Here is a 17,923-nt window from a genome sequence, read left to right as displayed (position 1 = left end):
GCCTCCTGTGTCACTCGGGGGCGGGGACCCCGACCGGATTGGGGAACGGGAGTACCCCCGCCGCCACGATTGTCCTTGCCAGCGGCGTGAGCAACTCGGTCAGCTCGACGGTCTTGTCCGTGCCGATCGCGCGGTACGGGCCCGCGGCCAGCCGATCCGTGTCGTCCTCGAGCGTTTCGCGGGCCACTTCGCCGTCCGGGGTGAGCGTCCAGTCGTCGCGGAGCCAACCCTGGGCGACGAGGTTCTCGACCCCGGCGTCCCAGTCGTCGTCGGACCACTTGCGCGCGGAGCGCAGCAGCTCGGCCGAGGACCGGCCGGACGCGATCGACAGGATGTGCGCTTCGACCGGACCGATCTCGCCGGCCACCAGCAGCGCGACGTGACCGTCGCCACGGTGCTCGCGGAGCACGGTCAGCGCGTGCCAGAGGGCCAGGTGCGGCAGGTCCGGTGCCGGGAGCGCCGCGTTCGCGGCGGCCAGCGGACGACCGGAGACCTCCCGGCCGTCGACCGCGGACGCGGCCTCGAGGGCCAGGTCGGCGGCCCGGCGGACGACGGCCTCGTCGGTCAGCCACTCGCCGGCGATCCGCCGGAGCGACCGGTCGATCGCGGTCAGCCGGGCCTCGATCAGCTGCTCGGGCGACGCGTAGGTCCAGACGTCGGGCACCGCACGCTGCACCATCACCGGGTTGAAGTTGTGGAACGTGGCCGTGACGGTGGCGGCCGAGACCTTGCCCAGGGGAGCCGCGCGGCAGCCGAAATACCCCATCCAGTAGCCCTTGAGGCCCAGCGCGTCGGTCTCTTCCCGGGTCTCCGGAGTGAAGTAGCTCAGGATGTGCACGGGCTCGAGCGCCTGCCAGGCATGGCGCGCCAGAGTGGCGTACGAATCGGTCACGAAGGCTCCCGGGCGGAGGAGGGACGGGCGCACCCAGCCTGCCATAGGTAGTGGGCAATGTCGGTTTGACATGGCAACCTCGTGAACGTGAGTGACGACGTATTGGAGTTCGACGCCACGACGCTGCCCGGTAGACCGTGCTCGATGGCCGCCGCGCTCTCGCTGGTGGGCGAGAAGTGGGCGCTGCTGGCCGTCCGCGAGATCTTCTGGGGGAACCACCGGTTCGACGAGATCGCCCGCAACACCGGCGCGCCCCGCGACCGGCTGGCGGCCCGGCTGCGGTCCCTCGAAGGGGTGGGTGTGGTCGAGCGCCGGCCGTACTCGGAGCGTCCGCCGCGGTACGAGTACCACCTGACTCCGGCCGGCCGTGATCTGTCGACCGTGATGCACGCGCTCCGGAGCTGGGGCGACCGCTGGCTGGAGGGCGAGCCGCCGTCGGCCGTCGCGCACAGCTGCGGAGAAGACCTCGATGGGCTGTACGTCTGCCGTCACTGCGGGGACGAGGTTCGCAACCGGGACCTCGAACTCCAGATGAGGACCCCCGAATGGGACCGCACCGGCCCTACTATTGAGGGTTAGTGTACCCACAATAGGGGTGGAGGCCGGGAATGGCAGCCGCGCACGATGACCAGTCGCCGCGGTACCAGGCGATCGCCAACGACCTGCGGACCCAGATCCACCGGCGGGAACTCGCGCCGGGCGACCAGGTGCCGACCGAGAAGGACCTGGCCGCGGAGTACGACTGCTCCCGGAACACGGTCCGGATGGCGCTGCTCGCGCTGGCCAACGAGGGCCTGATCTCGGCCGGCCGGGCCCGGGCCGGGCGTACCGTCCGGCGCCGCGAGCAGTTCGTGCTGGCCCACCGGGTCGAGAACGACCTGGGCGCCACCCGGCTGCGTGGGCCGGACAGCTTCTCCGACCAGGCGTTCCGCATCGGCCGCACGCCCAGCCAGACGATCCGGGTGGCGATCTACGCGGCTGGCCCGGAGATCGCGAACCGGCTGGAGATCGCGCCGACCGAGCAGGTCGTGGCTCGCCGCCGGGTCCGCTACCTCGACGGGGTGCCGTCGCACCTGTCGGAGTCGTTCTACCCGCGGGGCCTGGTGGCGGGCACGCCGATCGAGCAGCCGGCCGAGATCGTGCCGAGCGTCGTGCCGTTGCTGGCCGCGCTCGGGCACCGCCAGGTCCGGTACACCGACGAGATCGTCAGCCGGATGCCCGATCCGGACGAGTCACGGATGCTGGAGATCGGCGTCGGGATCCCGGTGATCGAGCACCACCGGACCGGTTGGAGCGAGGAGCGTCCGGTGCGTCTGACCCGGACCGTCCTGCCCAGCGACCGGCATCAGCTCCGGTACGAACTACCGAGCTGAAGCTCGGCCGGTGCGCACGTGCTGGTTCTTGGGGACGTTTCGGGTGGCGCTTAACGGGTGGGCGTCACCGGGGTCTAGCGAGCGGGGCGCCTCCGGAGCGCACCGGCGCCGTTCCCGGCCCTCGTACTTCTCGCGGACGTGGTGCTGCGGTTCCGCGTAGCGGCTGAGCAGCAGCACCGAGCCGAGTGCGAGCACGAAGCCGACCGCGGCCAGCCACCCGCGCCCGGGCGCGATCCGGTCGCCCAGCAGCAGCAGGCCGACCAGCGCGGGCGGGATCGCCGCGGCCGCGTCCATCGACGCGACGGCCGCGGTCGTGGAGCCGCGCTGCATCGCCAGCCCGAGCAGCAACTGCCCGACGACCGTGTGCGCGAGCAGGATGTAGAGCAGCGGGTCGGTGACGAACGCGCCCAGCGAGTGCGCGCCGGCCAGCGGACGCGACGCGATCGCCACCGCACCGAACGAGAGCCCGGAGAGCGCCCCGAGTGCCACCGAACCAGGTGCGCCGTGCAACTTCACGGCCAGGCGTCCGAGCAGACCGACGATCGGCACGGTGAGGGCGAGGGCGGCCACCTCGACCGGGTTGAGCGGCCGGGACTGGCTCACCTCGGCCGAGATGATCAGCGCGGTCAGCCCCAGGACGAGCGTCCCGAGAAGCACGACCTCGCTGACCGGGTGCCGCCAGTGCAGGAGCGCGACCCCGAGCAGCACGGTGACGCCCAGCCCGGCCGCGACCGCGGTCTGGACCAGGAACAACGGCAGGTCACGCCGGGCGAAGAACGCGAACGCGAACGCGGCCAGCTGACAGAGCAGGCCGGCGACGTAGATGCGGTGGCCGGCCAGCTTGAGCAACAGCCCCGGATCGAGTTTCGAGTGCACGCTGACGCGAGCCGCGGCGACCGACTGCAGGAAGTTCGCTACGCCGTAGCCGGCCACCGAGGCGCCCAGGAAAACCCATCCGAAGGACACTCCTGCGAGGATAAGCCCCCACCTCACCAGCCGCGCGCGGAGGCGTCTGCACCAGCCGTTCGGGCCATCAGAACTACACTCCGACGATTTTCAGGGTCGCTTCATGGAGTAGCCCGTTCGTCGCCACGGCACTCCCACCTGCGGGTCCGGGTTGCCCGGACAGATCGGTGAATCGCCCGCCGGCCTCGGTGACGATCGCCGCCAGCGCGGCGAGATCCCAGAGCGAGACTTCCGGTTCGCAGGCGACGTCCACCGCGCCCTCGGCCAGGAGCACGTAGCTGTAGAAGTCGCCGTAGGCGCGGGTGCGCCAGACCGAGCGGGTCAGGTCGACGAAGTCGCCGAGCGCGCCGCGCTCCTCCCAGCCCGAGAGCGAGGAGTAGGAGAGCGACGCGTCGGACAGCTCGGCGACCGAGGAGACCCGGATCGCCGCACCCGCGGTCGGACGCCGCCCGGCGTACGCGCCGCAGTCCTTGGCCGCCCACCAGCGCCGGCCCAGCGCCGGGGCGCTGACCATGCCGGCCACCGGCTCGTCGTTCTCGAGCAGCGCGATCAGCGTCGCCCAGACCGGGACGCCACGGACGAAGTTCTTGGTTCCGTCGATCGGGTCGATCACCCAGCGGCGTACCCCGTGACCAGCGACTTCGCCGAACTCCTCGCCGATGACGCCGTCGCGCGGCCGAGCCCGGGACAGCGTCGCGCGCAGGGCCTGCTCGACCGCCGTGTCGGCGTCGGTCACCGGCGTCATGTCGGGCTTCGACGAGACCCGCAGGTCCTGCGCCTTGAAGCGGGCCGTCGTGATCCGGTCGGCCGTGTCGGCCAGGACGTGCGCGAACGCGAGATCGTCGGAGTAGCGGGACATGGGGTGGAGGCTACCGCTCTACAGACGGACGAGCTGTTCTGCCGCGTTCGGGTCGTCGTACGCGCCGTAGTGCAGCAACACCGACGCGGGCCGGGCCGGGAACGAGCGCAGGGCCGGTTCCATCGCCGCGAACAGCCGGTTGGCGTCCGGGCCGTAGGCGGAGAGCACGAGCTCGTTCTCGCCGGACTCGTCGCGACCGAACTGCGGTTGCTCGAACTCGCCCGCGCCTGCGGTCTCGATGGCCGACGCCAGTTGCTCCTCGAGCTGGTACACGTTGGCCAGGTTGGTCGCCGTGCCGCTGGGACCGGGCGCCAGGCGGTAGCGAGCCACCACCACGTGCTCGGCGACGTCTGCCATCGCGAAAGGGTGCTTGCGGGAGAAGAAGCCCAATGTCTGTCCCTAGTTATGGGTGGCACCGCGAAGCGGGCCCACCACTGCGACCCCCCGTAGGCCGCACTGTATCGCTCCCGCTAATTCGGTCGCGCGAGGCACGAACACATCGGACCGGGCGGTTGGGACGGCATCATCCGGACGGCGGATAGCGACCGTATTAGCCCTTACCCGCACCTTTCGCGCGCCTTACGGCTAACCCAAATCGCTGCGGCTCTCTAGGAGCCGGCGGTACGACGCGAGGCGTTCCGGGCTGGCGTGTCCGGCCTCGACCCAGGCGTCCAGCGCACAACCTTCCTCGGCCGACCGATGCTCGCAGTTGGGCGGGCAGTCGGCGGCACCGGGAGCCAGATCAGGGAACCCGGCCAGCACGCTGGCCGGCGAGACGTGCGCGAGCCCGAACGACCGGACGCCCGGCGTGTCGATCACCCAGCCGCCGCCCGGCAGCGCCAGCGCGACCGCGGACGTCGACGTGTGCCTGCCCTTGCCGATCGCGCTCAGCCCGCCGGTCGCGCGTTCGGCGTCCGGCACCAGGCGGTTGACCAACGTCGACTTGCCGACGCCGGAGTGGCCGATCAGGACGGACATCCGCCCGGTGAGGCGTTCCTCGAGTTCGGTCGGCTCCTCGTCGCGGCGGGTGGTGACCACCGGGAGGTCGAGCGCGGCCCAGTGCTGCCGGAACTCGTCCGCCGCGTCCTTCGGGGCGAGGTCGGCCTTGGTGAGGCAGAGCAGCGGGTCGACCTGGGCGTCGAACGCGGCGACCAGGCACCGGTCGACGAAGCCGGTGCGGGGCGGCGGGTCCACCAGCGCGGTGACGACGACGAGCTGGTCGGCGTTGGCGACGATCACCCGCTCGTACGGGTCGTCGTCGTCCGCGGTGCGCCGCAGCACGCTGCGCCGCTCGGCGATCCGGACGATCCGCGCCAGCGCGTCCGGGCCGCCGGAGACGTCGCCGACCAGCGCGACCCGGTCTCCGACGACGACCGACTTGCGGCCGAGCTCGCGGGCCCGCATCGCGGTGACCTCGCGGTCGTCGAGCCAGCACGTGTACCGGCCCCGGTCGACGCCGACGACGAGCGCTTCGCGAGCGTCGGCATGGGTCGGGCGGGTCCGGGTCCGGGGACGGGAACCGGGCCGCGCGCGGACCCGGACGTCGTCCTCGTCGAGATCTCTCCGCGGGCTCAGTGGACACTCACCAGATCGGTCCACACCGTGGTGAACGTCGGCATGGTCTTGCCGGTGGTGGCGACGTTCTCCACCGCGATCCCGTCGACGACCAGCCCGAGCAGGACGCCGGCCTGGGCCATCCGGTGGTCGGAGTAGCTGCCGAAGACCCCGCCGTGCAGCGGGCGGGGTTCGATGGCCAGCCCGTCCTCGGTCTCGGTGACCTGGCCGCCGAGGTTGTTCAGCTCGGTGGCCAGCGCGGCCAGCCGGTCGGTCTCGTGCCCACGCAGGTGCGCGACCCCACGCAGCCGGGACGGGGTCTCGGCCAGGGCGGCCAGCGCGGCCAGCACCGGCGTCAGCTCGCCGACGTCGTGCAGGTCGGCGTCCAGACCCAGCAGACGGTCACCGGCCGCGACCGTGAGCCCGCGCGCGTCGAGGGTGACCTCGGCACCCATCCGGGCGAGGAGGTCGCGGAGCGCGTCCCCGGCCTGGGTCGTGCGGACCGGCCAGCCGGTCACCGTGACGCGCCCGCCGGTCGCGAGCGCGGCGGCCAGGAACGGCGCGGCGTTGGAGAGGTCGGGCTCGATGTCGAGGTCGAGGCCGGCGATCGGGCCCGGCTCGACCCGCCAAGTGTTGGCCTCGCTGTCGTCGACCGTGACCCCGGCGGCGCGCAGCATCGCCACCGACATGTCGATGTGCGGGAGGCTGGGGACGGGCTTGCCGTCATGGTGGACGGTGACGCCCTTCTCGTACCGGGCGCCCGACAGCAGCAGCCCGGAGACGAACTGCGAGGACGCCGACGCGTCGATCGTGACCTCGCCGCCGGGCAGCGTCCCGGTACCGGCCACGGTGAACGGGAGCGACGCGCGGCCGCCGTCGTCGATGTCGGCCCCGAGCGCGCGAAGCGCGTCGAGCAGGCGGCCCATCGGCCGCACCCGGGCCTGTTCGTCGCCGTCGAGGGTCACCGGGCCCTCGGCCAGGACCGCGGCCGGCGGGAGGAACCGCATCACGGTGCCGGCCAGACCGCAGTCGACCGTGGCCGGCCCGCGGAGCTTCTGCGGGGTCACCTGCCACGCTTCGGTGCCCTCGATACCGACGCCGAGCGCGCGCAGCGCGGCGGCCATCAGCTCGGTGTCGCGGCTGCGGAGGGGCGCCCGCAGCATCGACGGCCCGTCCGCGAGCGCGGCCAGGACGAGGGCCCGGTTGGTCACGGACTTGGAACCGGGCATCGTGACCGTGCCGGTGACGGGCCGGTCGGCTCGGGGGGCGGGCCAGGGATTCTGCATGGTGTTCAGTCTGCCGGAAGTGTCGGGGGTGCTGGCTAACCTGGCTGGTATGTGCGGTCGGTATGCCTCTTCCCGTAGCGCCGAAGACCTCGTGGCGGAGTTCGACGCGATCAGCCTCGACGAGTCGCTCCGGCCGAACTACAACGTGGCGCCCACCGACACGGTGCCGGTCGTCCGGGTCTCGAAGTCCCAGGGCGGCCGGGTGGTCGACGCCGTGCGCTGGGGGCTGGTGCCGTCCTGGGCCAAGGATCTCTCCGGCGGGTCGCGGATGATGAACGCCCGCTCCGAGTCGATCGCCGAGAAGCCCGCGTTCCGGTCGGCGTTCGCCCGGCGCCGCTGCCTGGTGCCCGCCGACGGCTGGTACGAGTGGTCGCCCAAGCCCGACGGGCCCGGTAAGCAGGCCTGGTACCTCACCAGGGCCGACGGCGGGCTGTGCGTGTTCGCGGGGCTGTGGGAGGTCTGGGGTTCGGGCGAGGAGCGGGTCGTGACCTGCTCGATCGTCACGACGGCCGCGCTCGCCCCGCTGGACGGCGTCCACAGTCGGATGCCGTTGCAGTTGCCGCGCGAGCGGTGGAGCGCCTGGCTGGGGGAGACCCCGGCCGACGCCGACGTGCTGTTGGCTCCGCCGCCCGGCGACCTGCTGGCGGGCATGGAGCTGCGGCCGGTCGGGCCGGCCGTCGGAAACGTGCGGAACACCGGTCCGTCGCTGCGGAAGGCGGTCGTACCGGAGGCAGCACCGGTGACCCTCTTTTAAAGACGGGGCGAAACCCCGTAACGCCCCCTTCCCCTCCTCGTTGTGCTGACGTAGCGAGTTCGGCCCGTGGCATTCAGTGCGCTTCCTCCGGGGGTTGCGCGCGGTGACACGGGGACACCGGAAGCACGCACCGTGCAGGAAGGAGAGCAGACACGTGACTCGGGCCAGGCTGCCGAGGCCACACGAGGTGCTCGCGGCGAGCCGCGATCCCCGGTTGCTGGCGGCGAGGTCGGCGCGCCCCGGCGACCCGACGTGGCGCACCCGCGGACGCTGTCGCACCGTCGACCCGGAGACGTTCTTCCCGCTTCCCACCGAACCGGCCGACCCGGCGCTCAGCTTCTGCCATTCCTGCGACGTCCAGGCGGACTGCCTCGCGGCCGCGCTGAACGCCGGTGACTGTGAAGGCGTCTGGGGCGGTACGACTCCGCGGGAGCGACGGGCCATGCTGGTGGCATGGCGGAATCGGACCGGAGTGGCGGGCGCGCCGACGTCGTTCTCGGCCGGCGTGCGGACGCGGACGGAGCGCGCGGAGAGCGCTCGGCGCGAGAGTTGACGCCCGAGGAGCCCGCCGGGGGGCTCCTCGTTCCCACCCGGCGCGGCCCGGCGCGCTTGCAGCTGGACCTGCCTCCCTCGGGGACGCGGTCGCTGCTGATCCTCGGCCACGGCGCCGGGGGCGACGTTCTCGCGCCCGATCTCGTGGCCGTGACGTCGGCGGTCGTCGCTGCCGGGGTGGCCGTCGCGCGGGTGACCCAGCCCTACCGGGTGGCCGGCCGCCGGGCGCCGGCGCCGGCGAATCACCTGGACGAGGCGTGGACGGACGTCGTCGCTGTCGTGCGCGCGGGGGTGCGGGACGTTCCGCTGCTCTTCGGGGGACGCTCCAGCGGGGCCCGGGTGGCCTGCCGGACGGCCGAGGCGTTGGGCGCGTCCGGGGTGATCGCGCTGGCGTTTCCGACGCACCCGCCGGGCAAGCCGGAGCGCTCCCGGGTGGACGAGATCCCGCTTTCGCTGCCGGTGCTCGTCGTCAACGGGGATCGCGATCCGTTCGGCGTCCCACCGGTGGTGGGGGAGGCGACCGTCGTGGTGCTGCCGGGCGCGGACCACGGGTTTAAGAAGGTGTCGGCCGCCGTAGGCGGCGCGGCCGTCGACTGGCTGCGGGCGCGCGGGTGGGCTAGCTAGCCGCGATCGGGGCGACCACCGCGTTCGTGAGGCGGGTCAGGTCGGTCGGGGACACCTCGACCTCCAGCCCGCGACGGCCGGCCGAGACGAAGACGGTCTCGTGGCCCGCAGCGCTCGCGTCGACTACGGTCGGGAGTCGTTTCCGCTGCCCCAGCGGGCTGATCCCGCCGCGGACGTAGCCGGTCGTGCGCTCGGCCAGCGTCGGGTCGGCCATCGCGGCCTTCTTCTTCCCCACCGCGGACGCGAGGGCCTTGAGGTCGAGTTCGCCGGTGACCGGCACCACGGCGACGTGCAGCGCGCCGTCGATCTGGGCGACCAGCGTCTTGAACACCCGCGCGGCCGGAACGCCCAGCGCCCGGGCCGCTTCCTCGCCGTACGAGCCGGACGCCGGGTCGTGCTCGTACTCGTGGACGGTGAACGGCGCCTTCGCCTTCGTCAGTGCTTGCGTCGCGGGAGTCCCTCGGCCGGCCATGGGCGGAACATACCTCCCGCGGTCCGTGTTGAGCCGGGTGTGTGGGATGAGAGAGGTTTGCCCATGGAGCTGATGGGAACCCGGGGCTGGACGCCGCGCGTTGTCCTGGGTGACGTGTCCGATCCGAAAGCGTTGGACAGCGTAGTTACCGTCGCCGGTGATGCGGGTTACGGCAGTGGGGGCGTGATCGACCTATCCTCTCTGGCGAGGCCGGTATCGGCGCTCCGGTCGGGTTCGGTCCCGACGCCCATCCATCCGGGAGAAGACTTGCCCACAGCCCCTCAGCCTGACGAGGTCGCATCGGCCGAGCCGGTCGCGCCGGCTGCGTCCGTGGAGACGGCGGCTGAGCGTAATGCCCGGTTCGAGCGGGACGCGCTGCCGTACCTCGACCAGCTCTATGCTGCCGCACTGCGGATGACGCGGAACCCGGCCGATGCCGAGGACCTCGTCCAAGAAGCGTTCGTGAAGGCCTACGCGGCGTTCCACCAGTTCCAAGAGGGCACCAACCTCAAGGCCTGGCTGTACCGCATCCTCACGAACACCTTCATCAACAACTACCGCAAGCGTCAGCGGCAGCCGCAGCAGAGCCCGACCGAGCAGATCGAAGACTGGCAGCTGGCCGCGGCCGAGTCGCACTCGTCCTCCGGCCTCCGCTCCGCGGAGGTCGAGGCCCTCGACCGACTGCCGGATTCCGACGTCAAGGACGCGCTGCAGGCGCTGCCGGAGGAGTTCCGCCTCGCCGTGTACCTCGCCGACGTCGAAGGCTTCTCGTACAAGGAGATCGCCGACATCATGGGGACGCCGATCGGCACCGTGATGTCGCGACTGCACCGTGGGCGTCGCAACCTGCGCAGGCAGCTCGAGCAGTACGCGCTGGACCGCGGAATCGTCCGCGTCGCACCCGAGGAGGTGTCGTCGTGAGCTGCGGTGGACCGCACGAGATCGATTGCGCCGAGGTGCTGGCCGAGGTGTGGATGTACCTCGACGCCGAGACCGGCTCGACCGAGCGAGGAAAGATCGCCGAGCACCTGGACGAGTGCGGGCCGTGCCTGCGCGAGTACGGGATCGAGCAGGAGGTCAAGGCGCTGGTGGCCCGCTGCTGCGGCGGTGAGGTCGCGCCGGATTCGCTGCGGACGCGGTTGATCACGACCATTCGCGAGGCCGTGGTGACCGAGGACGGGACGACCGTGTACTCGGAGACGTCCGTCGAGGTTCGTCGCGAGGCCTGAAATTCTTCGCCCCCGCCGATTCGTCGGCGGGGGCGTTTCACTAGCTGTTGGGGCGACGGCCGTGGTTCGCCTTCTTGTTCTTACGGGCCTTCTTCTTGCGTGCGCGCCGAGCCATGTCGACTCCTCTCCGTAGACGTTGGTACCGAGTCTAGAGGGGCTTCGCGTAGGCCAGGAGTTCGACGTCGGGCGTCGGGGACCAGTCGAGCTGCTCGGTGCGGTGGAAGCCGAAGCGCTCGTAGAGGCGCTGCGCGGTGTGCATCTGCTTCTTGGTCGAGAGCACGATGCTGGTCGCGTGGTGCTTCGTCGCCAGGTCGAGGCACTCGCGGACGAGGCGGGCGCCGACACCGCGGCCTCGGTGCTCGGGTGCGACCGCCAGCATCCGGAACTCGGCCTGGCCCTCGGAGGAGAGCTCGGCGTACGGGGAGCCCGGGAGGCAGAACGTCACGGTGCCGAGGAGGCGGCCTCGTTCGTCGGCGGCGACCAGGAGGTCGCAGTGGTTCGCGCGGTGCTCGGCGTCGCGGAGCTCGTCGGCGTAACCGGAATCATTGGCCAGCAGGCCGTCGCTCGCATAAGCGTTGTACGTGAGGGCACCGATCTCCGCGAACTCGGCCGGCAGGGCCTTACGGATGGTGATCACGCCGACGGGCGGCGGATGGGACGACGTTGTCACACCGCTTGTCTACCAGAGCCGTGGTAGCGATCTCATCGGCTCACTGGGGGACTGACCGCCACAATGTAGCCAAGAACACCGTCATCAGCGCTTTTTCTGGCTCAGCCGGCGCAGGTTCCGGCCGGCTCGGGCGTGTTGTCGTCACGGAACGTGGATCCGTCGAAGGTTCCGCCGAACGCGGGGGAGAGGCCGGCCCGGGCGGTGGCCTCGAAGGGGGCTGAACGCTCTCGGCGACGGCCGGCCATCTCGAGCAGGCGGGCGAGGCTGGCGCCGGCGTCGGGGAAGCCGGGAGACTTGATCGGGCCGGCCGCGTTCTCCGGGAGGGCGCCGTCGAGGGGGCGGCCCGACAGGGCCTCGAGGTCGGCGAGGTTGGAGCGGGCGGTGAGGTCGGGCTCGTCGGGCCAGCGACCGATCATCAGCCCGGCGAGCGGAATCCCGCGGGCCCGGAGAGCCTCGAGGGTGAGCGCGGTGTGGTTGAGCGTGCCCCGCCCGGCCGCCGTGACGACGACGGCCGGAGCCTGCATCGACCACGCGAGCTCGGCCATCGTCCACCCGTCGGGCCCGAAGCGGGTCAGCACGCCTCCGGTGCCCTCGACCAGCACGAGGTCGAACTCGGTATCGAGGGCGGCGAGGCTCTTGGCGACCGTGGTGAGCCGCAGCGGCCGGTCGCCCGCGTACCGGGCCGCGGCCTCGGGCGAGAGCACGTCGGGATAGCGGGCGTATTCATAGGTGGCGACGCCGGGCACGAGCCGTTCGATCGTGGCCAGGTCACCGGGTTCGCCGGGCCGGAGGCCGATTTGAGCCGGCTTCACGACGGCCACCCGCTGGCCGCGTGCTTGCGCCAAGGCCGCGACGGCCGCGGTGACGACGGTCTTTCCTACTCCGGTCGACGTGCCGACGATGGCGAAAATGCCCACACATCCCACCCTACGTCGGCGGCTGTGTGCCTGCCGCATTCATCCCCCAGTTTGGTACCAACCATACTGGACTTTGGATATACCATCAGGGATGTTCGGCTCGGACAATTGCAGGAGCGCGCCATGCCTCGAACCAGTCCCACCGTGCGTCGCCGTCGCTTGGGACAGGAGCTGCGGGCGCTGCGTGAAAGCAAGAGCATGACGGTCGAGCACGTGGCGAAGGAGCTCGACTGGTCGCCGTCAAAGGTGAGCCGCATTGAGACGACCGCGATCAAAGTGGGCACCGTAGACCTGAGGGCGCTCTTGGACGTCTACGGGGTCACCGACGATGAAGCTCGAAAGGGAATGCTCGAGCTCGGTAAGGAGTCGCGGGAGGTCGGCTGGTGGATGCGAATCAGCGACCCCGGACCGGTCCGATCCTTCAAGGACTACATCGGGTTCGAAGCCGAGGCTCGTCAGATCTTGACTTACGAACAGTCGATGATCCCTGGTCTGCTGCAAACCGAGTCCTACGCTCGGGCGATGATGCGCGCGCTCTACGTCGACGACCGAAACTTCGAAGATGGCATCCAGGCGCGCCTCACTCGGCAGGAATTGCTCACGCGGTCGGACGACCCGGTGAAATTCGTTGCGATCGTCGATGAAGCCGCGCTTCGCCGACCGGCGGGTGGAGTGAGGCGTCGGGAAGTCATGCGGGAGCAGATCGAAAGATTGATCGAGCTTTCGGACCGGCCGAACATCGCCATTCGTGTATTGCCATTCGACAACGGATTGCATCCTGGCATGAGTGGAGCATTCACCATTCTCGAGTTGCCTCACCCGGACGACCCCAATGTCGTCTACGTCGAAGCGGCCACCGTCGGCGTTCTGCTCAACGATCCGGAAGACGTACGCCTGTACAACCGGATTTTCGACGGCGTCCAGCAGGAGGCCCTCGGCCGCCAGCCGTCGGAGCAGTACCTGCACGACTCCTTGAAGATGTACTGAGCCGGCAGGGCTACCCGTGAGTAACAGCGCGTAGGCCGGCGTCCACGATGGTGCAACTCGTGTTGACAACTGTGCGCTTCGCGCCCAAATGTACGTTTACCCTCGGTCATCGAGACCACTTCGATCACATCCACACAACATGCAGTCGTGGAGTTGCGTCGTGCGAGTTGCATGACTACCATGCAACGAGTCGACGGGTGTGCTGCTTAGAAGGCGGCACAGGTACCCGTCAGGGTCTTCGCTGCGCCAAAACCGTGGCTGTCGGCTCTGGGTCAGCCCGCCGTCGAGCACCTTTCGGGGGCGCTGAGTGATAACGCGGCGGAGTGCCATGACATCAAGATTTGCGATGCTGGAGTCTGACTCCCTCGCGCGCGCGAGTCGGGCTCGAACGGCGGTATCGCAGCCCTATGCTAACGCTTGTCGGTCACCCCGCAGATCTTCTGTCTTTGTGAGCCTGTTACCGAATCTCGAGTCGGTCCGAGTCCTAGGTGGGCGTGCGGCCGAGAGTTGGGCGACGGGTTTTCGGTAGACTGTACGAATGTATCGCCATCTCGGCGGGCCGTCGTTGATGACGGATCCGGAGCCGCCGAGGCGCACCTGGTTAACCGCTTCAGGCGGGTGTTGTGCTGCCTTATTGGTCTTTCAACATAACCTGCGCGGATCTTCGTTTTTCCCACCCCTGAGGCCCGCGCGACTCCATATAGCCCCGCTAGCCGCGGTGGCGATCTCCGGGAAGGTACAGCCCAATATGAGTAAGTCGATCGAGCGGGCGCAGCTGATTGCCGACAACTCCTGGCGCAAGAGCCGGCAGAGTGGTTACGGCAACTGCGTCGAGGTGGGAGCCGGCGGCGGCTGGGTGGGAATTCGGGACACGAAGGATCGCGCTCAGACGCCCGTGATCGTCGCCGCTGGTGTGTGGGTGTCTTTCCTGGAGGGCGTCAAGCGGGGTGAGCTCAGCTAGCTGACTTACACCCGAGTCGTAGCGAGGTTGATGAAACATCCCGTAAACCTGCCTTTCGGGCACCCGGTTCTGCATACTGAGGGAACCGTGGTGACTTGTCCGTGCAAGTCGGTCACTTTAGGTGACCAGCTCGGCCGAGTCCATGGGGAAGGAAGGAGCGGGGTGTGGCGGAGAAAGACGGAGTATTCCGGAAGTCGACCTTCAGTGCCTATGGCAACTGTGTCGAAGTCGCCCTTTCCGAGGACGACGTCCGGGTACGGGACTCCAAGCAGGTTCCGGGTGGAGCGGTCTTAGCTTTCTCCACGTCGGTGTGGCGCGACTTCACTGAGGGGGTGAAGGCGGGTCGCTTCGGCCTACCGGCTGAGTAACTCAGCGCTGAACACAGGACTGTCCCCTCTGCGCAAGGCCAAGATGCGCAGAGGGGACAGTCTTTTCTCGGCCCCCCACCCCTTTGGGCCGAGGCTCACCCCGTGATCAACGTCGGAACCTGCGGTCCCGGCAACCGCGCCAGCAAGTAGCCCGTTGTCGTGACCTCGTGCAGCACCAGTGCGTCCAGCTCGGCGGAGAGCTCCACCACCGGCCAGGTGTCGGGATCGGCGGACGTCACGGCCCAGCCGACTATCTGGCCTCCGTTCACCGAGCCCCAGGGCAGAACCCCGGTGGGCTCGGGGTGGAAGGCGAGCGGGAAATAGTCTCGGCAGATCTGGCGGATCGACTCGATCAGGCGGTGGATGCCTTCGTTCCACGCGACCAGGTCGAGTGGGCTGCCTTTTTCCGGGCCGTAGACGACCACATCGGCGACGATGCCTGGGCCGCGGTCGTCGATCAGGCTGCGGTAGTCCTTCGGCAGGGCCGTGCCGAGCGTGCGTTCCACGCCGAACCAGTCGGCCGAAGTGATGATGTCCCGCTGCGGCGGGGCGACTCGCCGCAGTAGTTGGGCGGCTTGCGCCGGCGCGGGGGCGGCGGTCCGCCCGCGTAAGTCCGGCCACTCCGCCGAGCGGCCCCCAGCCGCTCCGTGCTGCATGCCATCGCGCAGGCCGTGCTGCATCCCGCGCATCCCGCTCATGTAGTGATAGTCGGGATAGTCGGCCACGACCCAGACCTTCGTCCTCCGGATCCTCGGCGGAGCCCCGAGGAGCCGGTGGGTCAGCCGGCCAAATGTCCCTGTCCATTCGACTTCCATCGCTACCCCCTTGACGGTTTCGATCTTGCTACCCGTCCAAGAGCAGTCTGCAACATGCACGGTGACTTTGGCAACACGCAAACGTGAACCAGCAAGGTCCGCCGCGCAAACCTTCACGAAGCAAATGTATCCCCGAGGTCACGAACCACGCCTCGACGGCAGATGACACCATCCACCTCATGACGACGTCGGGGCGGTCCGAGTCACCGGCCATAGAAGAGCCCGTACAGCCCGAGATCACCCCGATCATCGAGGCCCCTGAGCCGCCCCGTCGCGTCCACCGCCCCCTCGACCTGGTCCGACTCCTCGTCTCCGCGGTCAGCCTGGCGATCGCCATGCTCGTCGGCGCCTTCACCACCAACACGGTGGCCGGCATCGACAAGGACGTCACCAACGCCACCGAGCCGCTGCCGGCCGCCCTGGGCGTCCTGATCACGACCGGCTCCGGCCTGCTCATGCTGGCGCTCCCGGCCGTCATCGTGTTCGACCTGCTGATCCGCCGTCGGATCCGGATCCTGGCCGACGGTGCGCTCGCGTTCCTCGCCTGCCTGGCCTGGGTCGCCGCCCTCCAGTCGGTGCTCCGGCAGCTCGCCAACGCCGACGCGCTGGCCGCCTCGCTCACCGCGGCCCAGGCCGCCGACCCCGGCATCACCGGCTTCAGCGCCGGGGTGGCGGCGATCGCGACCGTCGCCCAGGTCGGGCGTCAGCCCCGGTTGCGGGTGCTGGCCACCGTCGTCTTCGTCCTGTTCGGTCTGGCCCAGGTGACGCTGGGCGCGACGGCCGTCGCGGTCCTGATCTCGTTCCTGATCGGCCGCGTCGTCGGCATGTTCGTGCGCTGGGCCGCGGGTACCAACCCGTCCCGTCCGAGTCCGCGCGCGGTGGTGGCCGAGCTCCGCCGGGCCGGCGTCGACCTCGTCTCGCTCCGGCCGCGGCACCTCGACACGGAGGACCCGGTCTTCTTCGACGCCGTCGACACGAACGGCCGCGCGCTCGTCGTCCATGTGCTCGACCGCGACCACGAGGGCGCGGGGGTCCTGCAGGCGTTCTGGCGAACGCTGCGGTTTCGCGAGCCCGCGGGCCGCAAGGCCCTGGTCTCGCTCCGGCGCGCGGTCGAGCACGAGGCCTTGATCAGCGCGGTCATGGCCGCGACCGGCGCGCGGGTGCAGGCCATGGTCGCCGCCGTCCCGGTGGAACCCGATGCGGTCGTCCTCGCCTACGAGGACGTCCCCGGTCCCTCGTTGGACGAGATCGACGAACTGGACGACGCCCGCCTGGACGCGACCTGGGCCCAAGTGCTGCTCCTGCACCGGCGGGCGATCGCGCACCGGGCCCTGACCGGCTCGAACATCGTCTTCCCCCCGGACGGCGGCGCCGGGCTCCGGTTCAGCGGCGCGGCCGGGCTCATCGCCGCGCCGGTGGCCGCACTCCGCATCGACCTGGCCCAGCTGCTGGTGACGCTCGCGCTCAAGGTCGGCGTCGACCGGGCCGTCGACAGTGCACTGCGCGCGCTCGGCACCGGCCGGCTGGCCGAGGCGGTCTCGGCCCTGCAGCCGGTCGCGCTCGGCCGCACCAGCAGGCAGGCGCTCCGTCGCGACAAGACGCTGCTCGACACGCTCCGCGACCGGATCCTCGACCTCCTCGGCACGGTTCCGCCTGCGCAACCGGTCCGGCTGGAGCGACTCCGGCCGCGGACGATCATCTCGGTCGTCGCGCTCACCGCGGCCGCGTACGTGCTGCTCGACCAGATCGCCGGCCTCGATCTGGTCGAGGTCATCACGAGCGCGAACTGGCTCTGGCTGGGGATCGCGATCGTCCTGGCCTGCATCCGGTTCGTCGGGGCCGGCATCGCGCTCACCGGGTTCGTCGCCGAGCGACTGCGGTTCGCCCGCACGCTGATCGTCCAGGTGGCCTCGTCGTTCCTCGGGCTGGTCGCGCCGGCCGGCGTCGGCGGGGCGGCGCTCAACGTCCGCTACCTGCAGCAGGCCGGGGTGCCGGCGGCGGCCGCGGTCGCGGCCGTGGCGCTGTGGCAGATCGGGACCGTCGGGGTCACCGTGCTGCTGCTCGTCGTGGTCGGCCTGGTCGCGGGCAACGACCGGGCCCGTTCGCTGGAGGTTCCGGACGCCGCGTTCTACACGCTCGGCGTCGTCGTGGCGGTCGTCGCGATCGTGTTCATGATCCCGGTCGGGCGGCGGTTCCTGCTGGCCCGGCTGCGTCCGTACCTGGCCCAGATCACGCCCCGGCTGGCCACCGTCTTCACCCGACCGGCCCGGCTCGGGGCGGGGGTCTTCGGCACGATCCTGCAGTCGGTGGCGACCGTCCTGGTGATGAGCGCCTGCATCGAGGGTTTCGGCGGGTCGCTGTCGTGGTCGGTCGTCGCGGTCGTGGTGCTGGCCGGGACCGCGCTCGGGTCCGCGGCGCCCACGCCCGGCGGCCTCGGTGCGGTCGAGGCCGTGCTCTCGGCCGGCCTCACGGCCGGCGGTCTCGACGGCGCGACCGCCGTCTCGTCGGTCCTGCTGTTCCGCCTGCTGACGTTCTGGCTGCCGGTGCTGCCCGGGTGGCTCGCCTTCACCTGGCTGAGCCGCAAAGAACTCGTTTAGCGGACGTCCACTCGCGCGCCGAAGCGAGCCTGGATCAGCTTCGTGCC

Annotated in this window: 22 protein-coding genes; 11 read left to right on the top strand and 11 right to left on the bottom strand. The window is 70.4% G+C overall.

Translation table 11 applies throughout. The features are described 5' to 3' along the window. Positions 1-10: 10 nt before the first annotated feature. On the bottom strand, positions 11-892 hold the full coding sequence (locus tag FL583_RS25535) for an SCO6745 family protein (protein ID WP_170323860.1): 882 nt from the start codon (positions 890-892) through the stop codon (positions 11-13). A gap of 87 nt (positions 893-979) precedes the next feature. On the opposite strand from FL583_RS25535, the gene FL583_RS25530 reads away from it, so the two are divergent. After that, positions 980-1,471, top strand: a complete 492-nt coding sequence (locus tag FL583_RS25530; RefSeq protein WP_240746802.1) for a winged helix-turn-helix transcriptional regulator — start codon at positions 980-982, stop codon at positions 1,469-1,471. A gap of 29 nt (positions 1,472-1,500) precedes the next feature. Continuing rightward, a complete protein-coding gene (locus FL583_RS25525) occupies positions 1,501-2,265 on the top strand; it encodes a GntR family transcriptional regulator (protein WP_142707350.1) in 765 nt (254 codons plus the stop codon). Here the strand turns inward: FL583_RS25525 and FL583_RS25520 are convergent. The 5 genes from FL583_RS25520 to aroA form a co-directional block, all read right to left on the bottom strand. After that, positions 2,254-3,231 carry a hypothetical protein gene (locus FL583_RS25520; RefSeq protein ID WP_205752442.1) on the bottom strand — a complete coding sequence of 326 codons (978 nt, stop codon included), beginning with the start codon at positions 3,229-3,231 and terminating at the stop codon, positions 2,254-2,256. The two genes, FL583_RS25525 and FL583_RS25520, sit on opposite strands and share 12 nt — an antisense overlap. Before the next feature lie 73 nt (positions 3,232-3,304). Then, entirely contained in the window at positions 3,305-4,090 is a 786-nt protein-coding gene (hisN, locus tag FL583_RS25515) for a histidinol-phosphatase (protein ID WP_142707349.1), read from the bottom strand. Positions 4,091-4,108: 18 nt separating this feature from the next. Then, positions 4,109-4,447, bottom strand: coding sequence for a hypothetical protein (locus tag FL583_RS25510; protein WP_142707348.1), 339 nt, complete (start codon positions 4,445-4,447; stop codon positions 4,109-4,111). Positions 4,448-4,675: 228 nt separating this feature from the next. After that, positions 4,676-5,689 carry a ribosome small subunit-dependent GTPase A gene (gene rsgA / locus FL583_RS25505; protein WP_240746801.1) on the bottom strand — a complete coding sequence of 338 codons (1,014 nt, stop codon included), beginning with the start codon at positions 5,687-5,689 and terminating at the stop codon, positions 4,676-4,678. Further along, positions 5,662-6,930 (bottom strand): 3-phosphoshikimate 1-carboxyvinyltransferase, encoded by a 1,269-nt coding sequence (aroA, locus tag FL583_RS25500; protein ID WP_142707347.1) that lies wholly within the window; start codon positions 6,928-6,930, stop codon positions 5,662-5,664. The genes rsgA and aroA overlap by 28 nt, the downstream gene beginning before the upstream one ends. A gap of 49 nt (positions 6,931-6,979) precedes the next feature. Here aroA and FL583_RS25495 point away from each other — a divergent pair, with 49 nt between their 5' ends. From FL583_RS25495 to FL583_RS25485, 3 genes are all read left to right on the top strand, one after another. Next, positions 6,980-7,684 (top strand): SOS response-associated peptidase, encoded by a 705-nt coding sequence (locus FL583_RS25495; RefSeq protein ID WP_142707346.1) that lies wholly within the window; start codon positions 6,980-6,982, stop codon positions 7,682-7,684. A gap of 154 nt (positions 7,685-7,838) precedes the next feature. Next, on the top strand, positions 7,839-8,237 hold the full coding sequence (locus tag FL583_RS43105; protein ID WP_142707345.1) for a WhiB family transcriptional regulator: 399 nt from the start codon (positions 7,839-7,841) through the stop codon (positions 8,235-8,237). Then, a complete protein-coding gene (locus FL583_RS25485; protein WP_420843191.1) occupies positions 8,234-8,860 on the top strand; it encodes an alpha/beta hydrolase family protein in 627 nt (208 codons plus the stop codon). Before FL583_RS43105 ends, FL583_RS25485 begins: the two co-directional genes overlap by 4 nt. Here the strand turns inward: FL583_RS25485 and ybaK are convergent. After that, entirely contained in the window at positions 8,853-9,332 is a 480-nt protein-coding gene (ybaK, locus tag FL583_RS25480; RefSeq protein ID WP_142707344.1) for a Cys-tRNA(Pro) deacylase, read from the bottom strand. The genes FL583_RS25485 and ybaK overlap by 8 nt on opposite strands. 330 nt (positions 9,333-9,662) lie before the next feature. Between ybaK and FL583_RS25475 the strand changes: the two genes are divergently transcribed. Both FL583_RS25475 and rsrA read left to right on the top strand, forming a co-directional pair. Beyond that, complete coding sequence (locus FL583_RS25475) at positions 9,663-10,253, top strand: sigma-70 family RNA polymerase sigma factor (protein WP_142707343.1); 591 nt, start codon at positions 9,663-9,665, stop codon at positions 10,251-10,253. Continuing rightward, positions 10,250-10,561 carry a mycothiol system anti-sigma-R factor gene (gene rsrA / locus FL583_RS25470; RefSeq protein ID WP_142707342.1) on the top strand — a complete coding sequence of 104 codons (312 nt, stop codon included), beginning with the start codon at positions 10,250-10,252 and terminating at the stop codon, positions 10,559-10,561. The genes FL583_RS25475 and rsrA overlap by 4 nt, the downstream gene beginning before the upstream one ends. Positions 10,562-10,601: 40 nt before the next feature. Here rsrA and FL583_RS43100 read toward each other — a convergent pair whose 3' ends face one another. The 3 genes from FL583_RS43100 to bioD form a co-directional block, all read right to left on the bottom strand. After that, complete coding sequence (locus FL583_RS43100; protein ID WP_376981713.1) at positions 10,602-10,676, bottom strand: 50S ribosomal protein bL37; 75 nt, start codon at positions 10,674-10,676, stop codon at positions 10,602-10,604. A 33-nt stretch (positions 10,677-10,709) separates the two neighbouring features. Continuing rightward, the gene (locus FL583_RS25465) at positions 10,710-11,231 is read right to left on the bottom strand and encodes a GNAT family N-acetyltransferase (RefSeq protein ID WP_142707341.1); all 522 of its coding nucleotides are present in this window, start codon (positions 11,229-11,231) and stop codon (positions 10,710-10,712) included. A gap of 101 nt (positions 11,232-11,332) precedes the next feature. Then, on the bottom strand, positions 11,333-12,148 hold the full coding sequence (bioD, locus tag FL583_RS25460) for a dethiobiotin synthase (RefSeq protein ID WP_205752440.1): 816 nt from the start codon (positions 12,146-12,148) through the stop codon (positions 11,333-11,335). A gap of 123 nt (positions 12,149-12,271) precedes the next feature. On the opposite strand from bioD, the gene FL583_RS25455 reads away from it, so the two are divergent. From FL583_RS25455 to FL583_RS25445, 3 genes are all read left to right on the top strand, one after another. Next, the gene (locus FL583_RS25455) at positions 12,272-13,135 is read left to right on the top strand and encodes a helix-turn-helix domain-containing protein (RefSeq protein ID WP_142707339.1); all 864 of its coding nucleotides are present in this window, start codon (positions 12,272-12,274) and stop codon (positions 13,133-13,135) included. Between the two features lie 748 nt (positions 13,136-13,883). Next, entirely contained in the window at positions 13,884-14,096 is a 213-nt protein-coding gene (locus FL583_RS25450; RefSeq protein ID WP_142707338.1) for a DUF397 domain-containing protein, read from the top strand. Positions 14,097-14,260: 164 nt separating this feature from the next. Further along, positions 14,261-14,464 carry a DUF397 domain-containing protein gene (locus tag FL583_RS25445; protein ID WP_142707337.1) on the top strand — a complete coding sequence of 68 codons (204 nt, stop codon included), beginning with the start codon at positions 14,261-14,263 and terminating at the stop codon, positions 14,462-14,464. Between the two features lie 95 nt (positions 14,465-14,559). On the opposite strand, the gene FL583_RS25440 is transcribed toward FL583_RS25445, so the two are convergent. Then, a complete protein-coding gene (locus tag FL583_RS25440; RefSeq protein WP_142707336.1) occupies positions 14,560-15,189 on the bottom strand; it encodes an SMI1/KNR4 family protein in 630 nt (209 codons plus the stop codon). A 269-nt stretch (positions 15,190-15,458) separates the two neighbouring features. On the opposite strand from FL583_RS25440, the gene FL583_RS25435 reads away from it, so the two are divergent. Further along, the gene (locus FL583_RS25435; RefSeq protein WP_142707335.1) at positions 15,459-17,876 is read left to right on the top strand and encodes a lysylphosphatidylglycerol synthase transmembrane domain-containing protein; all 2,418 of its coding nucleotides are present in this window, start codon (positions 15,459-15,461) and stop codon (positions 17,874-17,876) included. The last annotated feature ends 47 nt before the right edge of the window (positions 17,877-17,923 follow it).

The organism is Cryptosporangium phraense, from assembly GCF_006912135.1.
Taxonomy (GTDB): Bacteria; Actinomycetota; Actinomycetes; order Mycobacteriales; family Cryptosporangiaceae; genus Cryptosporangium; species Cryptosporangium phraense.
The sequence above is the reverse complement of the archived record's forward strand: the minus strand, read 5'-3'. Positions and strand labels throughout refer to the sequence as shown.

Excerpts from the sequence above, each read along its gene's own strand:
- FL583_RS25525 (WP_142707350.1), top strand. The coding sequence starts at position 1,501 with ATGGCAGCCGCGCACGATGACCAGTCGCCGCGGTACCAGGCGATCGCC.
- hisN (WP_142707349.1), bottom strand. The coding sequence starts at position 4,090 with ATGTCCCGCTACTCCGACGATCTCGCGTTCGCGCACGTCCTGGCCGAC.
- FL583_RS25510 (WP_142707348.1), bottom strand. The coding sequence starts at position 4,447 with ATGGCAGACGTCGCCGAGCACGTGGTGGTGGCTCGCTACCGCCTGGCG.
- aroA (WP_142707347.1), bottom strand. The coding sequence starts at position 6,930 with ATGCAGAATCCCTGGCCCGCCCCCCGAGCCGACCGGCCCGTCACCGGC.
- FL583_RS25495 (WP_142707346.1), top strand. The coding sequence starts at position 6,980 with ATGTGCGGTCGGTATGCCTCTTCCCGTAGCGCCGAAGACCTCGTGGCG.
- ybaK (WP_142707344.1), bottom strand. The coding sequence starts at position 9,332 with ATGGCCGGCCGAGGGACTCCCGCGACGCAAGCACTGACGAAGGCGAAG.
- FL583_RS25455 (WP_142707339.1), top strand. The coding sequence starts at position 12,272 with ATGCCTCGAACCAGTCCCACCGTGCGTCGCCGTCGCTTGGGACAGGAG.
- FL583_RS25450 (WP_142707338.1), top strand. The coding sequence starts at position 13,884 with ATGAGTAAGTCGATCGAGCGGGCGCAGCTGATTGCCGACAACTCCTGG.
- FL583_RS25435 (WP_142707335.1), top strand. The coding sequence starts at position 15,459 with ATGACGACGTCGGGGCGGTCCGAGTCACCGGCCATAGAAGAGCCCGTA.